General features: G+C 62.9%; 17 protein-coding genes. 11 read left to right on the top strand and 6 right to left on the bottom strand.

Translation table 11 applies throughout. The features are described from left to right. Nucleotides 1-36: 36 nt before the first annotated feature. On the bottom strand, nucleotides 37-1,845 hold the full coding sequence (locus HLG82_RS00970) for a BCCT family transporter (RefSeq protein WP_281388936.1): 1,809 nt from the start codon (nucleotides 1,843-1,845) through the stop codon (nucleotides 37-39). Between the two features lie 142 nt (nucleotides 1,846-1,987). On the opposite strand from HLG82_RS00970, the gene HLG82_RS00965 reads away from it, so the two are divergent. After that, nucleotides 1,988-3,358 (top strand): AI-2E family transporter, encoded by a 1,371-nt coding sequence (locus HLG82_RS00965; protein ID WP_246462289.1) that lies wholly within the window; start codon nucleotides 1,988-1,990, stop codon nucleotides 3,356-3,358. Between the two features lie 131 nt (nucleotides 3,359-3,489). Here HLG82_RS00965 and HLG82_RS00960 read toward each other — a convergent pair whose 3' ends face one another. The 3 genes from HLG82_RS00960 to HLG82_RS00950 form a co-directional block, all read right to left on the bottom strand. Continuing rightward, a complete protein-coding gene (locus HLG82_RS00960; RefSeq protein ID WP_193326902.1) occupies nucleotides 3,490-4,470 on the bottom strand; it encodes an ABC transporter substrate-binding protein in 981 nt (326 codons plus the stop codon). A 136-nt stretch (nucleotides 4,471-4,606) separates the two neighbouring features. Beyond that, entirely contained in the window at nucleotides 4,607-5,425 is an 819-nt protein-coding gene (locus tag HLG82_RS00955) for an ABC transporter ATP-binding protein (protein ID WP_193326901.1), read from the bottom strand. Further along, nucleotides 5,422-6,417 (bottom strand): FecCD family ABC transporter permease, encoded by a 996-nt coding sequence (locus tag HLG82_RS00950; RefSeq protein WP_216858949.1) that lies wholly within the window; start codon nucleotides 6,415-6,417, stop codon nucleotides 5,422-5,424. Before HLG82_RS00950 ends, HLG82_RS00955 begins: the two co-directional genes overlap by 4 nt. A 199-nt stretch (nucleotides 6,418-6,616) precedes the next feature. Here HLG82_RS00950 and HLG82_RS00945 point away from each other — a divergent pair, with 199 nt between their 5' ends. The 5 genes from HLG82_RS00945 (at nucleotide 6,617) to HLG82_RS00925 (ending at nucleotide 10,647) form a co-directional block, all read left to right on the top strand. Beyond that, the gene (locus tag HLG82_RS00945) at nucleotides 6,617-7,087 is read left to right on the top strand and encodes a heme-binding beta-barrel domain-containing protein (protein WP_193326899.1); all 471 of its coding nucleotides are present in this window, start codon (nucleotides 6,617-6,619) and stop codon (nucleotides 7,085-7,087) included. Between the two features lie 119 nt (nucleotides 7,088-7,206). Beyond that, complete coding sequence (locus HLG82_RS00940; protein ID WP_193326898.1) at nucleotides 7,207-8,589, top strand: FAD-dependent oxidoreductase; 1,383 nt, start codon at nucleotides 7,207-7,209, stop codon at nucleotides 8,587-8,589. A 93-nt stretch (nucleotides 8,590-8,682) separates the two neighbouring features. Next, complete coding sequence (locus HLG82_RS00935; RefSeq protein WP_193326897.1) at nucleotides 8,683-9,189, top strand: hypothetical protein; 507 nt, start codon at nucleotides 8,683-8,685, stop codon at nucleotides 9,187-9,189. Beyond that, nucleotides 9,186-9,932: a DUF998 domain-containing protein gene (locus tag HLG82_RS00930; protein WP_193326896.1), complete on the top strand. Its 747-nt coding sequence runs from the start codon at nucleotides 9,186-9,188 to the stop codon at nucleotides 9,930-9,932. The genes HLG82_RS00935 and HLG82_RS00930 overlap by 4 nt, the downstream gene beginning before the upstream one ends. Next, nucleotides 9,892-10,647, top strand: a complete 756-nt coding sequence (locus tag HLG82_RS00925) for an esterase/lipase family protein (RefSeq protein WP_193326895.1) — start codon at nucleotides 9,892-9,894, stop codon at nucleotides 10,645-10,647. Before HLG82_RS00930 ends, HLG82_RS00925 begins: the two co-directional genes overlap by 41 nt. Here the strand turns inward: HLG82_RS00925 and lysX are convergent. Continuing rightward, on the bottom strand, nucleotides 10,628-13,912 hold the full coding sequence (lysX, locus tag HLG82_RS00920; RefSeq protein ID WP_193326894.1) for a bifunctional lysylphosphatidylglycerol synthetase/lysine--tRNA ligase LysX: 3,285 nt from the start codon (nucleotides 13,910-13,912) through the stop codon (nucleotides 10,628-10,630). The two genes, HLG82_RS00925 and lysX, sit on opposite strands and share 20 nt — an antisense overlap. A 212-nt stretch (nucleotides 13,913-14,124) precedes the next feature. On the opposite strand from lysX, the gene HLG82_RS00915 reads away from it, so the two are divergent. The 5 genes from HLG82_RS00915 to HLG82_RS00895 all read left to right on the top strand — a co-directional run bounded on the left by HLG82_RS00915 (nucleotide 14,125) and on the right by HLG82_RS00895 (nucleotide 20,456). Beyond that, on the top strand, nucleotides 14,125-15,786 hold the full coding sequence (locus tag HLG82_RS00915; protein ID WP_193326893.1) for an L-lactate permease: 1,662 nt from the start codon (nucleotides 14,125-14,127) through the stop codon (nucleotides 15,784-15,786). 14 nt (nucleotides 15,787-15,800) lie between these two features. Beyond that, nucleotides 15,801-16,589, top strand: a complete 789-nt coding sequence (locus tag HLG82_RS00910) for a (Fe-S)-binding protein (RefSeq protein ID WP_193326892.1) — start codon at nucleotides 15,801-15,803, stop codon at nucleotides 16,587-16,589. Next, nucleotides 16,589-18,181, top strand: a complete 1,593-nt coding sequence (locus HLG82_RS00905; RefSeq protein ID WP_193326891.1) for a LutB/LldF family L-lactate oxidation iron-sulfur protein — start codon at nucleotides 16,589-16,591, stop codon at nucleotides 18,179-18,181. Before HLG82_RS00910 ends, HLG82_RS00905 begins: the two co-directional genes overlap by 1 nt. After that, a complete protein-coding gene (locus tag HLG82_RS00900; RefSeq protein ID WP_193326890.1) occupies nucleotides 18,178-18,804 on the top strand; it encodes a LutC/YkgG family protein in 627 nt (208 codons plus the stop codon). The genes HLG82_RS00905 and HLG82_RS00900 overlap by 4 nt, the downstream gene beginning before the upstream one ends. Before the next feature lie 641 nt (nucleotides 18,805-19,445). Beyond that, nucleotides 19,446-20,456: an IS30 family transposase gene (locus tag HLG82_RS00895; RefSeq protein ID WP_193326020.1), complete on the top strand. Its 1,011-nt coding sequence runs from the start codon at nucleotides 19,446-19,448 to the stop codon at nucleotides 20,454-20,456. A gap of 101 nt (nucleotides 20,457-20,557) precedes the next feature. Here the strand turns inward: HLG82_RS00895 and HLG82_RS00890 are convergent, their stop codons facing one another. Beyond that, entirely contained in the window at nucleotides 20,558-21,910 is a 1,353-nt protein-coding gene (locus HLG82_RS00890) for a DUF5692 family protein (RefSeq protein WP_193326889.1), read from the bottom strand. Nucleotides 21,911-21,932: the final 22 nt, after the last annotated feature.

Raw genomic sequence — 21,932 nt, 5'->3', positions numbered from 1 at the left:
GCGTCTCGCGGAGGATCTCAATCACCAGGACTGAGCCTAACAGCGTTCCCGACGTACAGTTTCCTTACGTCCGCGGTCCTTCCGGTCCTTGCCAACCGCGTGTCGCAACGCCCGGTTCAGACGACGCTCTTCCTCGCGCTCACGGCGATGACGCCGCTCGATGGCAAGCTGACGATGGAAGGCCTCCTGCTCGCGCTGGTCGAGGTAGACGACGTCGTTACGCAGGTCCTTCACCAGCGCAAACATGAGCGCCACAATAATAAACAGGAACGGCGTGGCGGCCACGATCGTGACGGACTGAATGTTGGACAAAGCGCCGTTGCCACCAGATACCAGAAGCGTCAAGCCAATCGCCGCCGTCAACAGACCCCAAACGCCGGCCAGCCACGGGGACGCGCTCGAGCGGCCACCCTGCGAGATCGAGGCCATGACGGTCGATGCCGAGTCGGCTGAGGTGATAAAGAAAGTGGCCAGTAGGATCACGGCCACGATCCCCAAGGCGAACCCGCCCGGTAGCGAATGCAGAAGGTTAAAGAGCTGTCCCTCAGCGGAACCGTCGCCGAAGATGGACTGCCCGGCAGACTCCATCCAGATCGCGGCTCCGCCAAAAATGGCGAACCACACGGTGGACAGCCCAGCGGGAATAAGCATGACTCCCATGCAGAATTCGCGAATCGTGCGACCGCGGGAGATGCGCGCAATGAACATGCCAACGAAGGGCGACCACGAAATCCACCACGCCCAGTAGAAAATCGTCCAACTGGACAGCCACTCGCCTGCGGTGCCGTCGGCGGAGGCGGCGGTGCGCCCCGCCATCTCAAAGAACTGGGACAGATAGGCACCAACCGAGCCGGGCAGGAGGTTGAGCTGGGCAATCGTCGGGCCGAGAACGAACACGGCCAGGGCGAGAATGGCTGCGAGCACCATGTTGGCGTTCGATAGGTAGCGGATACCGCGCCCGATGCCGGACATAGCCGACAGCAAGAATGCCAAAGTCAACACGGCAATGATTGTGACGATCAGGCCCGTCCCCGGGTTATCGACAATGCCGGCGGCCACCAGGCCCGCGCGAATCTGCAGCGCGCCGAGGCCGAGCGAGCAGGCGGTTCCGAAGACGGTCGCGAAAACGGACAGCGAGTCGATCGCGGCACCCACGGCACCATTGGCGTGCCGCTCGCCGATCAGCGGGGTGAAGGCGGCTGAGATCAGTTGGCGTCGCCCGATGCGGAACGTCGAATAGGCGATCGCCAGACCCACGATGGCGTACATCGCCCACGGGTGTAGCGTCCAGTGGAACATCGCCGACGCCATCGCCGTCCCCACCTCATTTGGCTGGTGAAGCGGTACGCCGTCGCGGTAGAAGGACAGCGGCTCGAAGGCGCCGTAGAACATGAGGCCGATGCCCATGCCCGCCGCGAACATCATGGCAATCCAGCTGGTGTTGGAGAATTCGGGTTGCTCGTTCGTGGCTCCTAGGCGAATCGAGCCGAATTTCGAGCCGGCGATCACGAACACGAACACCACGAATAGGGTGGAGAAGAGGACGAACGCCCAACCGAGGTTGTCGAGAACCCAGGTGAACATCGTCGAGGCCGAGGCTTCAAAGTGGGCCGGGGCGCCCAAGCCCCAGGCCACGATCCCGATAATGAGAGCCATCGCTGGGAGGACCACCTGCCAGCTGATCTTTTCGTCAGCTGTCTCCGAGGCGAGCTCAACCGGCTCTTCGGCGATATCTGCCGCGTTAATTTCCTGTTCAACCGACAAGAGCGCGGCGAGCTCCGAGGTGGCTGATGAGTTAGCGTCGAGCGGTTCGCTCCTAGTCACATCCATATCTTCACTTTTCATACCAACCATTCTTTGAATACATCACGAATATATTCCAGTTTTCTTTTGGTTTTATGCGATATGTCTCGCGGGATTTGGCTTTCAGCACGTCGCACGACGCCGTCACCCGCCGTCCCGCCAGCCAGAGGGGTAGGCTCGGAACATGTTTATTTCCGCGTTGATTGGCCGGCTCCGGAGCCGCCACACACGTCACGACGACGCCCGGGCAGCCCACGCCCAGACCCCTGCGACGGCCGGTGCCCAGGCAGGAACTCGGACCCCGCCAGCCCCGACGCCACGGGTGCGTCAGGCGAGCGTGTCCACGACGGCGTCGCCCATCACCACCCACCAAATCACGAAGATCGCAACCGGCAAGGCGGACGGCACATGGGGAGGTATGGTCGCTCCCCCGCGCGACCCGGGAGCGGCGCTCGGCGTTCCGCACTGGCTGGCCAAATTTGGCCTGGGCGCGTGGCTGCTGATTGGGATTGCGCTGGTCATCGTCACGGTGGCGTGGATGCTGAGTGCCGTGACGCAGGTTTTCCTCGGCGTATTCCTCGCCTTCGTGCTCACCGCCGTGCTCTATCCGATCGTCAACTGGCTCAACCGCTTCATGCCAAGAGCCTTAGCGACGGCACTCGCGATGCTGTTCGGCTTCGTCGTCCTTGGCGCGATGGTGAGCTACGTGGTGTATTCGGTGGCCAATCAATGGAACTCGCTGGCAAGCCAGTTCGAAAACGGCGTGAACTCCATTCTCGACTTCTTCACCCGCGACGGCCTTCCCTGGCATCTGACCCGCCAAGAACTCTCGGACGCAATATCCAACGCGGTCTCGCGCGGCACTGAATGGGTACAGTCCAACGCCGGCACGATCGCCCAAACCGTGCTTGCCAATGCCTCGACGTTCGCGATCATCCTCACCGTGCTGGCGCTATCCATTTTCGTCACGATCTTCCTGCTCGCACAGGGCTCAAAAATGTGGTTGTGGTTCCTCAACCTTCTCCCCGAGCGCAACCGCTACCGCACCCACCTGGGTGCCTACGCGGGCTGGGTCGCCTTTTCGGGTTACGCGCGAGGAACCGTCATCATCTCGGTGACCAACGGGATATTCGCCTTCATTTTTCTCTCCATCGTGGGCGTGCCGTTGGCGGCACCGCTCGGCGTGCTCGTCCTCATCGGCACCTTCATTCCTCTCGTGGGCGCGCCGGGCGCGATGATCGTGGCCATGATCGTGGCATTGGCCTCGGGCGGGTTGTTGCACTTCGTGATCGTCGGCCTCGGAATTGCGGCCATCGGCCAAATCGAAGGACACCTCCTCCAGCCGCTCATCATGGGCCGCCAAGTTTCGCTCCACCCAGCGGTGGTGGCCATCGGGGTGGCAGTGGGCGGCTTCGCCGCTGGGCTTGTGGGCGCGGTGATCGCGATCCCACTCATGGCGATCGCCTGGTCCGTCTACCGCACCCTCCACCAGGGCGAGCCCGAGCTCACCGAGCTGCCGCGCGTGCCGATGTCGGAGTGTAGGGCGCGGGTGTAGCTGTGGGCGCGGCCTGGTCGCCCCGCCCACTCACGTCGCACCTCTCCACTCGTGGCGCACCTCTCCACCAACGACGCACTTTAAACCCGTGTTTGAGGTGCGTCGTTAACGGAGAAGTGCGACGGCAGATGCTACCGCTGGACCTCTGCCATAATCGTGGCGTATCCCTTGTACATCTGCAGGCCCGCGGTCGAGGACGCCTCGTTCATCGGCAGGAGCACCACACGGTTGTTCTTGATGGCAGGCACCTGCGCCAGCGCCGGGTTCTTCAGCAATTCTTGGAATGGCCCGAGCCCGCCACCCATGAAATCCTCCACGAAGAGGATCTCGGGGTTGGCCAGGAGCAACATTTCGGCGTCGATCGGAGTAGTCCGCGTCAGGCCTGCTGTCTCGCCAGCGTTGGTCGCACCCGCGCGCATCGCGAGCCCCGGCACCACGTTCTTTGGCCCCATCGCCAGGATCTTGCCCCCGCGCACCATGAGCGCCAGCATGGACGGCGTCTTCTTATTCTTCGTAACCTTCGCGTCGATGTCGCGGATCTTGGCCATGAACTCGTCCGTCAGGGCTGCGGCCTTTTTCGGTGTGCCGATCTTGTCGCCCATCTTCTGCACTGCCTCGGCATACAGTTCGGGGGTGTCGAACTCGTGTCCGTCGTAGGTCAACACCTCGACCTCCGCCGCACGCAGCTGCTCTGCCACGCTCGATTCTGAGTCGTGACGGATCGTCATCACCACGAGGTCGGGGGTGAAGGACAGGATCTGTTCCGCGTCCGGCTTGACCCCGGACTCCAGCGTCTTGCCTACCTTTCGCGCCAACTCGGGGTTCTGACCCATCTTCGGATTCGCCGACGACGCCGACACGGCAGCAACCTTCTCAGGGCCCGCGAGCATAAGGGCGATGTCGCTGGCCTCGGGGCTCGTGGCGACGATGTGCGAGAAGGCGACGACTTCGGCGTCAGGCGCCAGGCTACTTGCCTCGGCGGCTGGCGTGGTCACCTCGACTGTGTGCGGGGTGGTCGGCGCCGGGCCAGGCTGGCTGGTGGAGCAGCCCGCGAGCGCGAGGGCCGCCGCAACCATAGCCGGGACGGTTTTGACAATGTTCTTCCAGTTCATGTGTGCCTTTCGTTTTTCTGGGGGATATCGGTGAGTTATCGGGGAGCTCTGTGGCGGGCCGGACCGTGAGGACACCGCGCTCCGCGCTTGGCTCGCCGCAGCGGGCGGTAGGGAGTCACGGCGGGGCGGCGGGTAGTCACAGTGGGGTGATGACGGGGGTTCCGGTGACCTCGGACAGCCGCACGTCAACCGGCGCGCCGTACACCCGCTCGATGAGCCGTGGCGTCAGCACCTGTTCGGGCAGGCCCTGGCCGGCCACGCGCGCGCCGCCGGGGTGGGGTTCGAGGAGCACGAGTTCGTCGCAGAAGCGGGCCGCGAGCGTCAAGTCATGGAGAACGACGACGACAGTGCGACCCACGCCAGACCCCACGCCGCCGCGCACGCCGCCCCCGCCGGCATCCACCCATGGCCGCAACACTTTGAGAACGGAGACGGCGTGGGCGAGGTCAAGGGCGGAGACCGGCTCGTCGAGTAGGAGAATCTGGGCGTCCTGGGCCAGCGCACGAGCTAGGCCGGTGAGTTGGCGTTCGCCGCCGGAAGTTTCAGCGGTAGGGCGGCTAGCCCACGCGCCCGCACCCGTCGTGGCGAGTGCGCCCTCAACGAGCGCCTCGTCGGCGGCGGTAAGCGCAGCGAACCTAGGAAGTGCTGCGTAGCGGCCCATGTCGACGACTTCTCGGCCGGTGAACGACGTCGGGCGCAGGGATTCCTGGGCGAGGTAGGCCATTCGGGTGGCCCGCTGCCGGTGGCTGAGATCAGCTAGGCGCGCGCCGCCCACACGCACTTCCCCCGCGGCGGGAATCAGGCCGAGGACGGCTTTCAGAAGCGTGGATTTCCCTGCGCCGTTGGGGCCAATGAGCCCGATGATGCGCCCGGTGGGAAGATCGAGCCGATCGATGGCGAGCACAACGCGCTTGCCGTATCCCACGCGTAGTTCGCGCAATGCCACGGCCGTCATCGGATCACGTTCCTTCGCGTGAGGAGGAAGAGGAGGAAGGGCGCACCAACGAGGGCCGTGACTGTGCCGGTCTGAAGGACGACGGGCGTGAAAACCGTCCGAGCTACCGTATCGGCCGCGATGAGGAAGATTGCACCCGCCAAGAACGCCCCTGGCAAGAGCATGGTGTGGTTGTGCCCTTTGATCAGGCGGATCAGGTGAGGCACCACGAGCCCGACGAAGGAGATCACCCCGGTCGTGGCCACGGCTCCTGCTGTGGCCAGGGCGGCGAAGGCGAGCACCGTGTGAGAAACGCGGGCAACGGCCATGCCGGCACTCTGCGCTGTTGCCTCGCCGAGGCCAAGCAGATTCAGTTCGCGAGCGTGAAACGCAACGCCCAGCGAACCGACGAGCACGGGTGCCAGGACGAGCGCGACGTCGGACATCGTCCGGCCTCCGAGATCGCCGTTGAGCCAGAAGATGGCGGACCTGGCGTTTTCGGCGTCGGGAGCGTTGGCGATCGCCGCGGAGATGACGGCGCCAAGGAATGAATTGATCGCGACTCCGACCAAGAGAATGCTCGTCGAGGCGCGCGGACCCCGGCGGGCGAGGGTATGGACAGCTACCGTGGCCGCCAGAGCCCCGACGAATGCCCCCACCGGCACGAGGAGCGGGTGGGCGAGGGACACACCGGAGACGATGACGAGGACGGCGACGGCGGCCGCGCCCGCGCCAACGCCCGTGATGCCCGGCTCGGCCAACGGATTGCGGAAGACTGCCTGCATCGCGGTCCCTGATATCGCAAGGGCACCTCCGACGAGGCCCGCGAGAAGCACGCGCGGCAGGCGAATCTGGGTGATGAGGGCATCGGCCGGGGAGGGATCGCCGACGAGGAGGCGTCCGAGGGCAGCGAGCACATCGCCGGGCGCCGTGATAACCGGGCCCACACTGATGGCGACAGTCATAGCGACACCAAGCACCGACACCGCAACCACATAGGCCACCTTGCGCACATGCATCACCTCCCACGAAGCCGACCTTGTCTAGGCTATGCACATACACTAGCCCCCTCCAAACGTAACCATCCGCTGGCGACTAGCCTCACAAATGTTAGCGACACGAAAGGCGACAGCGGAAACGGAAGGCGGGGCGACGGCGTCGTTGGTGGAAAACCAAACGCCACCGAGGCGATAAGCGCCTAGACTCGACGCCATGGAACTGAGCGCAAATCTTCAGCCCCTGGCGGGGATCGTCGGCACGTGGAAGGGCGAGGGCCGTGGCACCTATCCCACCATCACTCCCTTCCAATACACGGAGGAGATCACCTTCACCAACATTGGCAAGCCCTTCCTGCACTACATGCAGCGAACCTGGAACGCCGCGGGCTTGCCGCTCCACACAGAGACCGGCTACCTTCGCAGCCCCGGCAACGGCGTGGTGGAAATGACCCTCGCCCTGCCGACCGGCCAGACCGAGCTACTCGAAGGCACACTCCGGGAAGAGGACGGCGCGCTCGTGCTGACTATGTCCGGCAAGGTGCTCAACACAGCGACGGCCAAACGCGTCGAGGCAACCGAGCGAACGTACAGGCTCAGCGGCGATCGTCTCGCCTCGACGATGAGCATGGCCGCCGTCGGGGTGGACATGAATCTGCACCTGACCACGGAGTTCTCGCGGGTCTGACGCCGCCGACCGCGCCGCGGAAAACGTCCGATGACGAGCGGAGTTGGCTGAGAGAAAATCTGCGTGACAGCGGGCAGATGCGGGTCGAAAATATGAACATCTCAACGTAAGGAGTTCATATGCCCATCTCACCCGCGACCACCAGTCACGTCGACGTGCTCATCATCGGCTTCGGCAAAGCAGGCAAGACCCTCGCCGGCTTGATGGCTAGCGCAGGAAAACGCGTCGCCCTTGTCGAACAAGATGCTGCGATGTTTGGTGGCACCTGCATCAACATCGGCTGCGTGCCCACCAAGACCCTTCTCCACGACGCCGAAGTGGGCACCGCCTACCCCGCGGCCGTCGAACGCAAGAACGGGCTACGCGCCAAGATGAACGCCGCGAACCTTGCCATGGTCGAGAAGCCGGGCGCGATGGTTATCGTCGCTCACGCCGAGTTTGTTGGCGAGCGCCACGTGCGCCTGAGCGCCGGCGAGGAGTCTTTCGACATGACGGCCGACCAGGTCATCATCGGAACCGGATCGACGCCCACGATTCCCGCGATCACGGGCGTGAAACCCGATCCACGCATCCTTACCTCCACCGACCTCATCGCAACTCCCTCGCTGCCCCCGCGCCTTGCCATCCTCGGCGCCGGCTACATCGCGCTCGAACTGGCAAACATGTATGCCCACTTCGGCTCCGAGGTGACGGTCTACAACCGCAGGAGTACCATCCTTGCGGCAGAAGACGAAAAGACGCGAGACGCCGTCGCCACCGTTCTCGCCGACAGCGGCGTCACGTTCCTCCACGACACCGAGATCGAACGCGTGGACCTGCCGCACGATCAGGCGGCTGCGCTTACGATTCACGCCGGGGGCAGCGCCCGCGTGGCCGACGCACTCCTCATCGCCACTGGACGCTCGCCCAACATTGACGGGCTCGGCCTGGACGCCGCCGGAGTTGAGGTGGAAGACGGGGCAATTCGCGTGGACGACTTCCTCCGCACGAGCGCGGAGGGGGTGTGGGCCGTGGGCGACGTGAACGGCGGCCCGCAACACACCTACATTTCCTTCGACGATCACCGCATCGTGGCCGACCAGATCCTGCGTGACAAGGGCGAGAGCGGGCGCTCACTTGCCAACCGTGGCCCCATACCCTCGACGACGTTCATCACTCCCCCGCTCTCTCGCGTGGGCCTGACGGCGGCCGAGGCTCGTGCCCGTGCCGACAAGGAAGGCTGGGACGTCGCCGTTGCCACTAAGGACGTTGCCGACATCGCCGCCATGCCTCGCCCCAAAGCCGTGGGAGATCCACGCGGATTCATGCAGTTCGTAGTGGATAAGACGAGCGGGCAGATCCTCGGTGCCACACTCTTCCACGTCGACTCGCAGGAGGTCATCAACCTCGTGTCGATGGCGATGAAGCACAAGATTCCCTACACCGAGCTTCGCGACGCCATCTACACCCACCCCTCCAGCTCCGAGGGAATCAACGAGGTCCTCAAGATGGTTGACGCGTAGGTCGCCGCGGGCGGGAGCTGGGAGCCGCGAGCGCCGGGCGCTTGACGAAGGTGGGCTAGCCATCCGGATACCCCACCGGGTATTGTTGGGCACATGAGTTTTGATCTGCATCGAGCCTTCTGCGCCCTGCGAGCCTGGGGACGCAGGCAGTGGGCCGTCGCGGTTCTCGCCGCCCTGGGCTCGTTCTTCCTCATCGGTGTGGCAACCGTGCTCATCCCCAACCCCATTTTCGGCCGTGACATCGCGCCCGTGTGGTGGAACTACCCGGTATGGGTACTAACCTCCTTCCTCATGGGGCTGTTGATGGCGACCTACGTCAAGGGCACCTCGGCCATGGATGCGAAATCCGACAGTCAGACGACCACCGTCGGCATGATCGGCGGCATGCTCGCGTGGTTCGCGGTGGGTTGTCCGGTGTGCAACAAGCTCGCCCTCCTCGCGCTGGGCTACTCCGGCGCGCTGACCTGGTTCGCCCCCGTCCAGCCCTGGCTCGGCGCCATCGCGATGGTGCTCACCGGCGCCGCCCTCATCGTTCGGCTCAACGGTCAGATCGCTTGCGCTATCAAGCCACCGCGCCAGAGGCGTAGTATCTCGGTGTGAACAAGAAGCTAGTAGCCATCACGCTGGCCGTGGGGGCGCTCGTATACGCGAGCGTCGTCACCGAGATTTTCCTCGGATACCCTCTCTCGCCGACGCGCTCCTACCTGTCCGAGCTGTCCGCCATCGACCAAGCCTCCGCTCCGCTCGTTCGCACCATGGACGCCGTCGCCGGCGTGCTCTTCGCGGCCGCCGGTTTTGCCTTGTGGATGGATCATCGCCGAGAGACCGGCAGGCTCGCTGTCGATGCCCCGCCCGCCGGCGGATTGACTACCGAGCCGCCCGCGGGCCGGTGGCATTCCGTTCACGTGGGCCCGCTCCGGATCGTGCCCGGCCGCTTGATCGCCGTCGGGCTCATGCTTGCCGGGCTGGCCACCACGCTCGACGCCACCTTCCCCATGGATTGCGCCGAGTCTGAGCCAGGTTGCCTCGAGCGGCTGGCGATGTGCACATCCTTTTCCCACCAGGCCCACGCCGTCACCTCATCCCTGGCGGGCACTGGCCTCGTCGTCGTCGCCGTCGGGGCGTTCTTTGGAGCGCGGCTCCACCAGGCGTTGTCCACCATCGTCGTCGTCGCCATGGTAGCTCAGCTTCTCGCAATCGGCACGGGCCTGCCGGTTGGCGTACCGCAACGCGTGCAGGTAGCCGCGTCGGTGTTACTCATGTTCGTCCTGGCGTGGGATCTATGGAGGAAGGGGGAAAGACATGTGGGTCATTCTGCCAGGCCTGGCGCTGACACCGACTGACTTCGCCCCGCTGGCCAACCTTCTTCCCGGGCGCGTCAAGACTCTCGACGCCTGGGCCCTACCGCTCACCTCAGGCGCCCGCCGTCTACGCGCCGGGCTCGGCGCTGATGCCACCGAGCCGCTCGACCTTGTGGGGCATTCCCTCGGCGGCCTCGCCGCGCTCGAGTGGGCGCTTGTTGACGACGCCGTCGCGAGCCTCACGCTCCTCGACCCGACCTCCCCGCATGAGGGAGGCGGCGCATCCGTAGGGGGAGATCGCGCCGGCCGTGGGAAGACGCCACGGAGCGTGTCACGCAACGCCACCACCAACCTGGCGACTGCAACGCTCGCACCATTCGGCCCCGCGGGCCGCTACCTGGCGATGCGCGCACTCGCCGGCGCGGACCGGCTCTCTTGCGCCGAGAGACGGCAACGATTTGGCACCGCGCCCGGCCTGGGGGCGATCCTCGACCAGCTTCGCGCGTTACCCGCGCTCCAACAGCGTGTGGCGACGCTCCTCGCCGCCCCGGACGCGGCACGCCGCCTTCCACTTACCCTTCACGTCATCGCACGTCCGAGGGCTGCGCTACTCTCGGGCGAGTTCCTGCGCGAGCAGCACGACCTGGCAGCATGGATCGGCCGGCAGCCGATCGAGTTGGCCGGGTGGAACCACCTCTTCCCGGTTGCCCACCCGGCCGAGGTAGCCGAGCTCATCACTACTTTCCGGCAGGCTTAGCGAAGGGGAACGCGAGCGTGTCGCGGATCGTACCGTTGACGAGGAACATCGCCAGGCGATCGATACCGATTCCCAAACCGCCGGTTGGCCGCATGCCAAACTCCAGCGCTCCCAAGAACTCCTCATCGATCTCCATCGCCTCGGCATCCCCGGCCGCTGCCAACAGGGACTGGCGGGTGAGCCGGTCGCGCTGATCGATCGGGTCCGTCAGCTCCGTGTAGGCCGTACCGAGCTCCATGCCAAACGCCACCAGGTCCCAACGCTCAGCCAGCGCGGGGTTCGTACGGTGCGGCGCCGTCAGCGGCGAGGTCTCAATCGGGAAGTCCATGTAGAACGTTGGCTCCACGGTCTGGGACTCCACAAGCTCGTCATACAACTCGGTCACCATCGCGCCGTGCGTGGCGCGCCGCGAGATCTCGATGCCGTGCTTCTGACATAGCGCATGCAGTTCGTCCGTCGTGGTCTCGGTCGTGATGGAGACCCCGGTAGCCTCAGAGACAGCGTCGTGCACCGTGAGCGCACGCCACGGACCTGAGATGTCGAGCCAGCCGCCGTCGGGGCGAGGAACACGCGGCGAACCGTGCACGGCGGTGGCCGCGGAGATGATCAGCTCGCGGGTGAGCTCACGCATGGTGGTGTAATCGCCGAACGCTTCGTAGGCTTCAAGCGAGGTGAACTCCGGGTTGTGGGTGGCATCCGCACCCTCGTTGCGGAAGTTGCGGCCGAGTTCGAAGACGCGATCGACGCCCGCCACGCACAGCCGCTTCAGGAAGAGCTCCGGGGCAATGCGCATCGTGAGGCGCATGTCATAGGCGTTGATATGCGTGGCGAACGGGCGGGCGTTCGCGCCGCCGTGGACCCGCTGCAAGATCGGGGTCTCCACTTCGATGTAGGAGCGATTCGCGAGGAAATCGCGCACGGCTTTGACCGTGGCCGAGCGCACAAAGAGGCGATTCCAAGCTTGGTCGTCAGTGGCGAGGTACATGTGGCGCAGGCGCAGGCGCGCCTCAGAGTCTGCCACGCCGAGGAACTTGTCGGGAGGGGCCACCAGCGACTTCGAGGCCATGGCCCACGCCTCCACCATGAAGGTGGGTTCACCACTGCGGGAGGCGCCCAGGCGGCCCGTCACCGACACGACGTCGCCCCGGTCCACGCCCGCGCGCCACAGCGCCATGTCAGCGGCGCCGGAGCGCTCGAGGCAGATCTGGACCTGTGTGGTTGCTTCCCGAAGATCAGCGAAGATCACGCCGCCGTGGTCACGGATGCGCTGGATTCGTCCCACAACCGAGGCCTCGGCTCCGGGGCGCAGCTCGCCCAACGATGCCGTGCGTGGCACCGCTGCCGGGTACGGGTCCATGCCCGCCGCCTCGAGGGTCTTGAGCTTGGCGATGCGTACACGCTGCTGTTCGTTGCGCTTGGGGGCCACGGGAGCTGGGTTGAGCAACCTGTCATAGATCGGCGCCATCCGATCCACGACCTCGCTAATGTAGCTCGGCGTTTTTTCTGCCGGAACCGGGCGGCGGAACGCGCTCGGCACCTCGGGGAGGAAACCCTCCGCGCGCCCACAAGCAATCAACGTGCGGGTCAGTTGCTGGGTCGCGGAGTAACACAGTAGGCGACGCTTCCACACCGGGTTGTACTTCGAATTCGACTCGTACAGTGAATGCAACTGCCACCAGCGGGAGGCGAACATTAACACGCGGTAGTTCAGCCGCTGAAGCGGGGTGGCACCAACCTGCTCGGAAGCGGCAAAGCTCGAACGGAACATGGCAAAGTTCAATGAAATACGATCTACCGCAAAATTTGGTGCGTTGAGCATGAGTTCGCTCATCATCAGCTCGTTAACACCAGATGGCGCATCGGGCGAACGTCGCATGAGGTCCAATGACAACCCACGCCTTCCCCACGGTACAAAGGTCAACAGGGAGCGAACCTCGCCTGCGGCGTCGTGCGCGGTGACCACCATGATGCGCGGGTCACGCGCATCGCCCAAGCGACCCAACGCCATAGAAAAACCTCGCTCGTTGCCCACGCGCCAACGCTCGGCACACTGAGCCAAATGTGCCAAATCATCCGTATCCATCTCCTCCTGGCGACGAATACGCACGGTGTATCCAGCGTTACGCGGGCCTGCGATAGCACGGCGAACTGCTTTATTCTTCGACAGGCTAAAATCTGCGGGGTAAATGACTGCCTCGTCGCCCATCGTGATGGCGTGCAAACCGGCGTCCACGTATGCCCGGGCGCCCTCTTCTGACGCCGAAATGACACCTGGTACCCAACCATATTTCCGCGCAAGATTCTGCCATGCCGCGATCGCCTCCGGCCACGCCTGCCTATCTCCCAACGGATCTCCCGCCGCGAGCGCCACACCATTCGTCACCTTCCACGAGATGGCTGCCTTAGCGTTCGGACTTGTGGTGAGGTAACGATCATCGCGGGTAGCAAAGTATGACAACGAATCAGAATCTGCCTCGCTGAGGAGGATCTTGCGGGCAATAAGTTCATTATCAATGTGGCGGGCGACCCTGCGCGGATCCGCCCTGAAGAAAGTCGCAATCGCTCCTAACAATCCCAGAGCCACAATAATTTGGACGAGGGCAAAGACGAACCAGTTGGCTGGATATGGAAGATTGTAGGGAGACTCCGTTGGATCCGCCGCACCAAGAGCGGCAAGCGCCCATTTGGCCGCCACACCATAGGGAACATGGTTAAGGAGCGTCCCGCTCATGTAGGCAATAACAAAACCAATAACAGCTCCGGTCATGCCGACAGCAAGGGCCCGTAGCCAGGCTCCGCGCGCGGGGCGAGCAGGAAAAGCGGGCATGGCCCAAAGTAGAAGCAAAATAGAAAGAACCGCAAAGACGAAGCTGCCGCCGGAAAGGATATACAAGATACGTGCTTCCCAGCTAGGCTCAACCTCATTCCATGCTGGCAGGAAATCGAAGGCGAGGATGGTCGTCACCTGGAATACGACGATAAATACCCACAACGCCGCACGCTGACGACGCATGAAGCTCGAGGCGAGCAAGCCGATGATTAAACCCCATACCAGGGACGGGCCCGAAGGAATGTTCGTGAGCCACAGGGTCTCGCTAATAACGTTCTCCAGGCGAGGCCAATACCTCGCAATAGGAATGCTGATGATATTCCATACCGCAACGACTTGAAGAAGCATGGTGAAGACACGTGCGATAGATTCGCGCCCGGCACTCACCGGCTGAAGAGAAAATTTTCTGTTGTCTTGGCGATCCTGCTTAGTCATACCTAAATCGTATGACGCCCACACTCCGATCGCGGTCATTCGAGGGTAGATAGTTGCACATAATTCGCCTCACACTTTCCACTATTCTTCGAATTTTCCATTTGCGCAACAAAACCCTGACGAAAAAAGACTAATTCGTCTGACAATTAGCTTTCCAGGTGTTAGCTCTGCCCTTAAGATCGGATATAGGACCAAAGCACAAGGACGTCTAAATGATTCTAGCTCTCGCACATTCTTTCCAACCATCTACCACAGCTATCGCAGGCTCGGCCATAGGCACCGCCCTAGTCAGTTTGCTTCCGCTCGTATTCTTCTTCGTTGCCCTGGGCGTTTTCTCCCTCCCCACACACTGGTGTGCACTGGGTGCGCTCGTCGTCGCCCTTATCGTCGCCACCGTCGGCTTTGACATGCCCGTTGCCACCGCCGGAATGTCCGCTATTGAAGGTGCCGCCTTTGGCCTCATCCCGATTATTTACATCGTGGTCATGGCCGTGTGGCTTTACAACCTCACCGATCGCTCCGGCCGGGCCGCTGACGTTCAGGCAGTTTTTTCAGCCGTCGGCAAGGGCGACATGCGCATCCAGGGCTTGCTGATCGGCTACGCCTTCTGCGGCCTCCTCGAAGGACTGGCCGGCTTCGGCGCGCCCGTGGCGATCGCCTGCACGATGATGTGGGCCCTCGGCTTGCCGCCGATCCGCGCCGCCATCGCCGTCATGGTCGGCAACGCCCTCAACGTCGGCTTCGGCGCCATGGCCATCCCAGTCACCACGGTCGCCAAGCTCGGTGGCGAAGACCCGGCCCTCGTGGGCGCCACCATGGGCCGCATCACCCCGCTCATGCTCATCATCGTTCCCTTCCTCATGCTGTTCATCATGGACGGCTGGCGCGGGGTCAAGGACGGCTGGCTCGCCGGCGTCGTCGCATGGTTCGGCATGGCACTGGGCATCGGCCTGACCTCCAACGTTCTGTCCTACGAGCTCACCGCCGTCGTCGGCTCCCTGCTCTCCTTCGTAGCCCTCGCCGCGCTACTTCGGTTCTGGACCCCCACGACGCCGTCTGAGTTCCGTTCCCCCGCGGCCACCGAGACGCTCTCCACCAGCCGCGTTGCACTCGGACTCCTGCCCTACTGGCTCGTCGTCATCGTCTTTGGCGTGGCAAAGCTCTGGAAGCTCGGCGTTAACGTGCCCGCACTGCTCGCCTCCACCGACATCAAGTTCGTCTGGCCCGGCTTAGGCGATGTCCTTGGCATCAACGGCCAGCAGAACCCCTCCGCCGTCTTTAGCGTTCCGTGGCTATCCTCGCCGGGAACGATGCTGTTCCTCACCGGCGTCGTGGTCGCCATCGTTTACGCCCGCAACTCCTCTGCAGGGCGCTTCGAGCTGCCCTTCGCACAGGGAATTCGCACGCTCGGCACCACCATCTACAACCTCCGCATCGCCATCCTGACCATCTGCTTGGTTATGGCTCTGGCCTACGTCATGAACTTCTCCGGCCAGACCGTGGCAATCGGAGCGTGGCTCGCCGGTACCGGCGCCGCCTTCGCCTTCCTCTCCCCACTCCTGGGCTGGATCGGAACCGCCGTCACCGGCTCAGCAACCTCTGCCGGCGCCCTCTTCGGCAACCTGCAGGCAACCGCCGCCCAGACGGCCGACCTGCCCAGCCGCCTCCTCCTCGGTGTCAACGAGATCGGTGGCGGTATCGGAAAGATCGTCAGCCCCCAGAACCTTGCCATCGCCGCCGGCGCTGTCAAGTCCGAGGGCTCCGAGTCGGAGATCCTGCGTAAGGCCGCTCCGTATTCCATCGGTCTCATCATTCTGCTGGGCCTCATCACGGTCCTTGCATCCAATGGAATCCTCGGATTCCTCATCGCATAACAGAAAGGCACCCCATGAGAATCGCGCTCTTCTCGACCTGCTTGAACGATGCCATGTTCCCGCAGGCCGCGCAGGCCACGGTGCATCTTCTGCGCCGCCTCGGCCACGAGGTCTTCTTCCCCGAAGGCCAGGGCTGCTGTGGACAGATGCATGTCAACACCGGTTACTACCCTGAGGCTCTCCCGCTGATCGAGAACCACGTACGCACTTTCGCACCCGCACTCGACGGCGAGTGGGACGCGATCGTCGCTCCTTCCGGTTCATGCACAGGCTCAATCCGCACGCAGCAGGGCATGGTGGCCCGCGAGCTTGGACACACCGACCTCGCCGAGAAGGCTGAAAAGCTCGCCGCCATGACCTACGACCTGCCCGAATTACTCGTAGACGTCCTCGGGCTAACCGACGTCGGCGCCTACTTCCCCCACCGCGTCACCTACCACACGACGTGTCACTCGTTGCGTGTCACCAAGGTCGGCGACAAGCCCCTCCAGCTCCTCCAAGCTGTCGAAGGCATCGACTACGTCCCGCTTCCCGACGCCAACGTCTGCTGCGGTTTCGGCGGCACGTTCTCCGTAAAGAACCCCGACGTCTCCTCCGCCATGCTCGCAGACAAGATGTCCAACATTAAGTCCACGGGTGCCGAGATCGTCGTCGCAGGCGACTACTCGTGCCTCATGAATATTGCAGGCGGCCTCGCCCGCACCCGTTCCGGAATCCGTGCCATGCACCTCGCCGAGGTGCTCGCCGGTAGCCAAAACGATCCGTGGATTGCCCCCGCAACGACCACAAAGGTAGGTGCCTAATGCTCAAGGGAATTTCCGAACTGGGTTCAAAGCTGGGCCTCAACCCCAGCGATTGGGCTGAAAAGGACCGCGAAGAGCAAGAGCTGGGCTGGGTTCCAGGCCATCCTGCTCCCGCTGACCCGCTCCGCTGGGGCAAGACCTTCAAGCAGGGCTCCGAAGAGACCCTGCGCAACACCCAGATGCGCCGTAACCTGGGCTACGCGACCGGCAAGATCCGCACCAAGCGCAACACGCGCGTGGAGGAAATGCCCGACTGGGAGGCACTGCGCGAGTCGGCGTCGAACATCAAGCGCACCGTGGCCGCCAACTGGACCGACCTGCTCGAGCAGTTCGAGGAGAACGTCAAGGCCAATGGCGGAATCGTCCACTGGGCACGTGACGCCAAAGAAGCCAACGAGATCGTCTACGAACTGGTCAAGGCCAAGGGCGTCGACGAGGTGGTCAAGGTCAAGTCGATGGCCACCCAGGAAATCAACCTCAACGAGTACCTCGGAGAGCGTGGCATCCAGGCATGGGAGACCGATCTTGCCGAGATGATCGTCCAGCTCAGCGAAGACATGCCCTCCCACATCGTGGTTCCGGCCATCCACCGCAACCGCGCCGAAGTCAAGGCAATCTTCGAGGCACGCATGGAGGACGCCCCCGAGCTCACCCACGAGCCACGCGTCCTGGCCATGGCCGCCCGCGCCCACCTGCGCAAGAAGTTCCTCTCCGCCAAGGTCGCCATCTCGGGCGCCAACATCGGCGTCGCCGAAACCGGAACCGTAGCCATTTACGAATCCGAAGGCAACGGCCGCATGTGCCTGACCCTGCCCGAAACGCTTATCACCGTGATGGGCATCGAGAAGCTCGTGCCGACCTTCCAAGATGTCGAGGTGTTCTCCCAGCTACTGCCTCGTTCGGCCACCGGCGAGCGCATGAACCCCTACACGTCCTTCTGGACCGGCGTCACCGAGGGTGACGGCCCGCAGGAGTTCCACATCATCCTCATGGACAACGGCCGCACCAACGTGCTCAAGGACCCGGTTGGACGCGAGGCCCTCAAGTGCATCCGCTGCGCGGCCTGCATGAACATCTGCCCGGTCTACCGCGTGACCGGCGGACACGCCTACAACTCGGTCTACCCTGGCCCCATCGGCGCCATCCTGACCCCGCAGCTGCTCGGCGCCACCGACAAGAAGGACACGGCCTCCACCTTGCCCTTCGCCTCCACGCTCTGCGGCGCCTGCTACGACGTCTGCCCGGTGAAGATCAATATCCCGGACATTCTTGTGCACCTGCGCCACAAGTACACCGAGGCTAACCGTGGCGGCATCCCCGATCGCTGGGATATCGCCATGAAGGCATCGACCAAGATCATGGGCTCCGGCAAGGGCATGAGCGTCGCCGGCAAGGCCGTCAAGGCCGGCCGCATCATCGCGGGCCGTGATCGCAAGATCGGCTACCTGCCCTTCCCCGTCGCGAAGGACTGGACCCGCGCCCGCGACGTTCCGGCACCGCCGGCACAATCCTTCCGCGACTGGTGGAAAGAAAACGAGGAAGGCTGCTGTGGCAATAACGGCGGCTGCTGTGACGAAGGAGGAGCTCGATGAGCGCCAAGGACGAGATCTTTAACCGCATCCGTAGCGCTGGCCCCATCGCCACGCCCGACATTCCGCGTGAATACCGCTTCGGCACCGATGCCTCGCGCGCCGATGTGATCGCGGAGATGGAGCAGGGCCTGATCGACTACACCGCCGTCGTCAAGCGCGTCGGCCCTGATGGCATCGCCAACGCCATCTCCGAGTTCCTTGAGGACGCACGCTCCGTTGTCGTCCCCGCGGGCTTGGACAAGACGTGGGTTGAAGCCGCTGGTCGCGAGGGCCGCGAGGTCCGCGTCGATGAGCCTGCGCTTTCGAAGACCGAGTTGGATCACACCGACGCCGTCGTCACCGCTTCACGCGTCGCCGTGGCGAACTCCGGCACGATCATGCTCGACGGCGAGCCCGACCAGGGACGCCGCGCGATCTCGCTCGTTCCCGACACCCACGTGGTTGTCCTCGAGGCCGACGCCATCAAGGCGACCCTGCCCGAGGCCGTCGCTGTGCTCGGCGAGCACCCCGGCCGCCCGACCACCTGGATCGCCGGCCCGTCGGCCACATCGGACATCGAGCTCGTGCGCGTGGACGGCGTGCACGGCCCGCGCAACCTCCGCGTCATTATCGTGGAGCGCTGACCGGCGCTGAGCGTAGGGGTAGACTCTCCTGAAGTGCTCCCCGGAAGTTGGACTGGTTTTCCTTCTTCCGGGGAGCATTTCACTTCAGACAGCCTGCCTCCCAAGCCTGTCTCCAGCGCCCGGGTCCACCTCAGCGCTATCCCCGTGCCCGCGCTGCGTTAACCTGTTCCGCGCTGTATTAACCTGCAGGGTAGGTTCCAGGGGTCAATGCACTACTTTTTGGAGTGTGTTGAATGGTTGGTAGATCGCCGATTCGGCCTTATTCGCAGTCGTTTCGTGATCATGCGGTGGCCTTGGTTGCTTCTGGACGTTCGTGTGCAAGTGTTGCTCGTGAGTTGAAGGTTAATTGTCACTCGGTTCAGGTCTGGGCTCGTGGGGCGGGTTTAGTGTTGGTCCGTGGGCAGGGTGGGCCGGCGCAGGCTCGTGCGGCTGCTAGGGTACGGGTGTGGCAGTTGACGGCTGAGGGCTTGCCGGTTGCCGAGATCGCGAAACGGGTTGGTCATAGTCCGAACTGGGTTCGTGGGAAACAGGCTATGTTGGGGCCTATGGTTGAAGTTTTGCAACGGGGCCGTGTTGGTGGGGCCACGGTCGTGGCCAGTGTTGACCGGGTTGGTAATGGCAGGGTTGGTCGAGGCCGGCGTATGACGCTTGAAGAGCGCGTGGCGATCGGGTTGGGGTTAGCTGATGGTAAGTCGGCTCGGCAGATCGCTTTAAGTTTGGGGCGTAGTCCGTCATCGGTGACGCGTGAGATTAATCGTGGTGCTTTTCCTGATGGTTCTTATGATGCTCGCTGGGCTCATCAGTGCGCTCATCAGCGTCGTTCTCGTCCTAAGCCGGGCAAGCTTACTACCCATGTGGCGCTGCGTCAGAAGGTGGTTGAGCTGTTAAATAAGCGTTATTCTCCCCAGCAAATCAGTGTTCGTTTGCGTCATGATTATGGAGATGATCGGCAGATGCGTGTGTCTCATGAAACGATTTATCAGGCTTTGTATGTTCACGGGGGTGGGGCATTACGGCAAGAGCTTAAACGGGAGAAAGGACTGCGTTCGGGTCGTCAACGGCGTATTGCTCGTTCTGCTCTTGCTGGCACTCCCGGGCGCGGGCGTAAGACGTGGGTCGAGGGCGCTTCAATCGATTTGCGCCCCCACGAGGTCGATGGGCGCCTGACGCCAGGTCACTGGGAAGGAGATTTAATTATCGGTGGTGGTAAGGGCAAGCACACAGCGCTGATCACCCTAGTCGAGCGCTCTTCACGGTTTTTGCTGATCGCTCGTCTTGGGGTGAGCCATGATTCACCGACCGTGATTGAGAAACTGACCCAGATGGTTCAGACCTTGCCCAGTAAGGCCTTCTCCTCGATCACCTGGGATCAAGGTAGTGAGATGGCGCAGGTAGCCCAGTTCAAGGTCGATACCAATATCAAGGTCTACTTCGCTGACCCGCATAGCCCGTGGCAGCGTCCGTCGAATGAACGCCTGAATCGTGATATTCGTGAATACTTCCCCAAGGGAACTAACTTCGCTGACATCACCGACGAGGAAGTCGCTTTCGTCCAAGACGAACTCAACGACCGAGCCCGAGTTGTCTTGAACGGAATGACCCCACGTGAGACACTGGCCGAGTTGTTAAAAAATGATGCATCGACCCCCTGAATCTCCCCAGCAGATTAATACAGCGCTAAGCATCTTAATATGGTTTCGGTGGGCCCGACCGGGTCCAGCGTCTCTGACCGGGCCCGCTCCAGAGTCCCGACTCAAACGTCCCAACGCGGATCGCTGACAATTCCCTTCTCAAATAGACAGGGATCGGCCGAAAGCGGTGTACGTGATTTCGGATAGCGCTTATCCTTTCTCCACCAGGGCATCCAGCCTACCCAGCCGTCAGCAGGAGGCACGGGCGATTGCGGATCAAATTTGAGTTGTGCAGGAGTTTCCTTGATCGTGTCGACGAGGAAGTACTTGTCGGCGTCGTCAAAATTATCGATGACGATCTGCCTGAATTCTCGGTGCTCGTGGTAAAGGCCGTCGCGGAGCGGGTGCCGCCCAGTCTTGACCATCTTGTAAATCCAGTAGATGAAAAGTGCGACATTGGAGATAAGGGCTGCCCATGCACACACTTCGTTCGCGAAAGGATCCATCGTGGCGAAATTGTGCATCTTCCCCGGCGGAACGAAAATCTCCGCCAGCAGATTGTTCACCGCGATCCAGAACATTAAGGTGAAGCACCGGAACCATATCCACTGGCCGCGCGCCCAGGTGAAGGCCGGGATCGTACACGCCAGAAGAAGAGCCAGCGTGCAGTACCAGGTGTAGTCGGCCAACGAGTTGTAGAGGAAAGCATGATTCCACAGGTCGTAGGCGATGACCCACGGCCAGATCATGTCCACCCAGATCAGACCGCGTACCTTGTGCTTGCCTGTGGCGCCCCTCTTGCCGTGGGAAGTGATCATGATCTTGCCCAGACCCGTGATCGTGATAATGTTCAGCAGCCCCGCAACGGCGGACAAGATGTTCCAGTATCCGCCGATGGTACGGAACCCCGTGGCCGGATCGATGCCCACATGCGCAGCCGCAAAATTCGCTGCCAGTGCCTGGTACCACTCCGGGCTGTGCAGGGGTGCCGTGATGTCCCGTGCCTCGGGCAGGCCACCCAACATGTCGCGGGCCGAGCCGTCGTTAATCGCCTGCAGGCAGGCCGGATCGGCTGCGCACGCGTAGTAAGCATCAGCCTCCATGAAAATCGTAATGTCGCGGACGTTGGCCTCCATAATGTTCAAAGCCAAACCGAGCCAGAGCGCCACCCCGAACCAGATTGCGTAACGGTGAGCCTTAAGTGGATTGCGCTTGCCATACCACAACAAGAAGCCCGTCATCGTCGCGGTAGCAACCATAATGACGAACTTGCCGAATGGGAACCACCCCACAATCGGGATGGCATTCTTGATGGCCCACGGAATCGCGAGCACACCGCCTACCGTCCACAGAGCAAAAATCGTCCAGTTCCACCTGCGATGAATCTCAGCGATCGCCACCTGGGCGATGAAGACGACGATCCACGTGACATACACAATTGGACTTCCAATTTCCCAAAGGAAGAGAGAATCCACCACAAACTCCCGTCATAGCCGA

Source organism: Trueperella pecoris (genome assembly GCF_014926385.1).
GTDB classification, from domain to species: domain Bacteria; phylum Actinomycetota; class Actinomycetes; order Actinomycetales; family Actinomycetaceae; genus Trueperella; species Trueperella pecoris.
The sequence above is the reverse complement of the archived record's forward strand: the minus strand, read 5'-3'. Positions and strand labels throughout refer to the sequence as shown.